The 3,443-nt window shown below is 56.8% G+C and carries 1 protein-coding gene; it reads right to left on the reverse strand.

Features of this window, described 5'->3' with window-relative positions; all coding sequences use genetic code 11:
- Window positions 1–186: 186 nt before the first annotated feature.
- Window positions 187–2,847, reverse strand: a complete 2,661-nt coding sequence (locus FHT76_RS41155; RefSeq protein ID WP_183865044.1) for an autotransporter outer membrane beta-barrel domain-containing protein — start codon at window positions 2,845–2,847, stop codon at window positions 187–189.
- Window positions 2,848–3,443: the final 596 nt, after the last annotated feature.

A 3,443-nucleotide genomic window follows, 5' to 3' on the forward strand; every position in this document is an offset into this window, starting at 1 on the left:
CGTAGCGGCGGCGTGTCATCATAGCTCCTAATTCGGAAGCCTTGAATCACGCCGAACGCAATACGCCAAGAGAATTTATGAGTTTACGGCCTAGCCTAGACTAGCTTGCCACTTTGCAAATTTCGTCGACTATAGTTCTAATATCGGGAATTATATTCTTGATATTGCTGATTGCTTTCCTTCCACTTACCACCGCACACGAAAACCCACCGTTCCCTTATAGGCGTAGCTGTCACTGAGGTTGGCTAGGCTGGTATTGATCGAGGCCTCGCCGTAGAGCGAGTATCTGTCGCTGTCCCAGTTGTAGCTAGCCCCCAGACCGATACCACCCCAGAAGCGGTCATTCCGGCTCGCAAAGCTCATATCGGAAACCTCGACTTTGGTGCCGTCCAGAAACTCGTAGTAAAGATTGGCGATGCCGTAGACATAGGATCGGTCGATCATACCTTTGTCATTCTGCCATGCGTTCTGGCGGTCGATGCTTACGCCAATTCGCCCTTGCAGACTATTGCCTTGGTCAAGACCCACTCGCGCTTCAAAGGTGTCGTGGAAACTGTCGAAATCGACATTCGAATAGACGAGTTGCGCCTGCGGGGTCACTGATAATTGCTGGTCCAGCACTAGATGCTGACCGCCTTCAAGGGAAAGCGCGTAGCCGAAACCGTTGTTGCCGTTGGTCAGCCCCAGGTTGGCGAGTGTGGAGTTCAGATCGCTGTCATACCAAGTTCCCTGTGCCTGGCCATCGACATACACGCCATTTTCGCCGTACCAAGTCAGCGTGCCGCCAATACCATAGCCGTCCGTCGATATTTCGCCATCGCCGTAGATGGAGTCCGTCTTGGCCTTGCCATGAAGGTAGTGCGCCGTCAGTGCGCCGATCAGCCTGCCATTGTCATTCTCGATGAAAAGCCCGTCGAGCCCGGCCTGAAAGCGAAAGCTGTTGATGTCATAATCCGCGCCGGAGGTGGAAAAGCGCGGGGAAAACCTGCTATGCGCGCCTTCGACGCGGCCCCAAATCCCGCTGTCCTCGATGAAAATGTTGCGTTCCTGCGGCGCGCCCTCCCGCGGAGGAACGACATTGCCTGCGTGACTCCAGTAACGATTGCCGACGCGCTGCTCGAGGGTCGGAAGACCGTTCAATCCAAGAAGCAATTGCGGATAGGCCTCGTAAACGGGAACGCCGGCTTGGTAGAGCGGTATCTCCTGCTCTATGTCCGGATCGGACGGGTTTAATACCGAGCGGAGATACCAGTCGCCATCGTTGGGCGTCGAAGCACCGCCTTTATAGAGTCTATAGGCATAAGCTCCCCCGACGACGGCGGGTTGCCCCTCAAATTCGTAGTCGCCAAGAAGAGCAAACGTGCCATCCGAAAAGCCGTCCACACTGATTATCTTGATGCCGTCACTGGTGAGAGCGCCTCCACCGTTGACGTTGACGACGTCCACCAGCGTACGGCCGGCCGTATTGCCAGTGACCAACAGCATGTCGGTCGGCGAGCTGTCGTCGCCCAGCGTTGTGTTGAGACGAAGCTCGCCGTCCAAGCCCGTATAGTTGCCGAGAATGGTCAGGCGGTCGCCAACTGAACTGCTTGCAGCAGCCAGATCGATCATACCGGAATTGTCCACATCGACTGCTGCCCCGGACACACTCGGTGCAATCGAATAACTTCCTCCACTCGCGGTCAGCGTACTGGTATGGTCGATCGTCAGTGTGCCGGTTTGAGTGGCCAAATCGCCTAGCGTCAGGTCTCCGCCCATGGTTAGTTGCGTGCTCGCCCGCAGATCAATACTTTCCCAGTTGACGAAGCGTTCGGGCTCCGAGGTCTGCACGTTGGTGAGCGTCAGCGTATCGGTGCCGAGTCCACCATCGGTTAGCGTCGTGGGCTGCAATATGGCCGGTTGCAAATTCTCCAGATTGGCGACGTCGTTGCCGTCATTCAAACGGATTGCACCGGCAATCGTGCCGCCGCCGCTCCAGTTCAGCGTATCAACGCCGGCGCCGGTTACGACATCGCCGGTAATCGCGCCGCCCGTCACTTCGATGAGGTTGGTCCCACCAGGAAGATTGATCGCCGTGCCGTTGCCGCCCAAGATGACGCCCGCATTGCGAACGGTGAAATTGCTGCCGGAACCTTGAATGCCGGTGGCCAGGGTGCTGGTGATAACTCCGGTCTCGGTATTCGTCACCTGCGTGCCGCCGAGCATGAAGATGCCATTGCCGCCGTCGCCGGACGCGGAAATCAGACCAGAATTAACGACGGTCTCGTTGACGCCAGCCAAAATGCCGTAGGCGTTCAATCCGCTGACTGAAACCGTGCCGGTGTTGGTGACAACCCCGAAGCCACCTAGGGAGCGGATACCGTGCGCCGTCTGTCCGGAGGTCTCCACCGTACCGTTGTTGGTGATCGTTCCGAAGAACTGCTTCGATAGCCCGAAACCATTCAGCGAAGTCGTGATAACTGCACCGTCGTTGACAATGGTTGCAGAGTCATTGAGTAGAATGCCGCTGCCAGGCGCGGTAATCACCGATCCCGTGCCATTCGTTACGTTGATATTACTCTGGCCGGTGGTCGCGACAACGCCGAAAGGGAATGGATTGGGCGCATTCGCGTCACAGCTAACCGTCTCACCAGCGGTCGGCTGACCATCCGCTGCGGTGGAACCGGTAATTGATATTCCGCGAGTAACGTTGAAACACGCCGCTTCGGCAAGGTCCGGAAAAATTGCTCCCACTATGGCGGCAAGTCCCAACAACGCGACTGGCAGCGAAACTAAACTTGGTCCCCTTCGCTCACCGATGCCATTCACGCAGCTATTAGGGGTATGCCACTGTTTCTGACCAGCCATTCCTGCGACTCCGACGAGACATGCAATCGAGGTACCTGTGCGGCGGAGTTGCGAACTCTTCGTGACGACTGCCGCAGTGATTAGTTTCAAGGAACTCGGTTATGTTTCCGTTCGAATAGGACTGCCAAATTGCCGCAGCAGTACGACCGCCTAGCAGCGCGTTAGGTGATTCTAAATCAGCGTTCTCTATTTCCAAGATTGTTTCGGACAGCTCAACTGTCAAGCGAGTTCACAGTCGAAATTACTAACGGCGAACGAACATTCCAGGACTGCGTCCGGCGCAGCACAGTTCCACCTTCGATGAGATCGCCAGCAGGCCCGATCCCCGTGGGCGGAACCAGTGCCGGACGAATGTCGCGGGCGGTCTGAACGGCGGAACCCCGGGAGGAAGAAGACTCCCGGACGATGTTCGGGACCCCTCTTGTCTGCGTCTGCTCCTCGTGCGTCCCTTGAATTTGCGCTTTCAGATAGTAAGGTGCGAGGCGTCCCGTAGCGGAGGCCAGGAATGCTTCGATTCTCGCCTTGCGTGCCGATGAGTTTGTTCGGCCTCGTGTTTTGCATGTCGTCGATAGCGTTTTCACCGAGCAGGGCTGCTG

The organism is Rhizobium sp. BK176 (assembly GCF_024808055.1).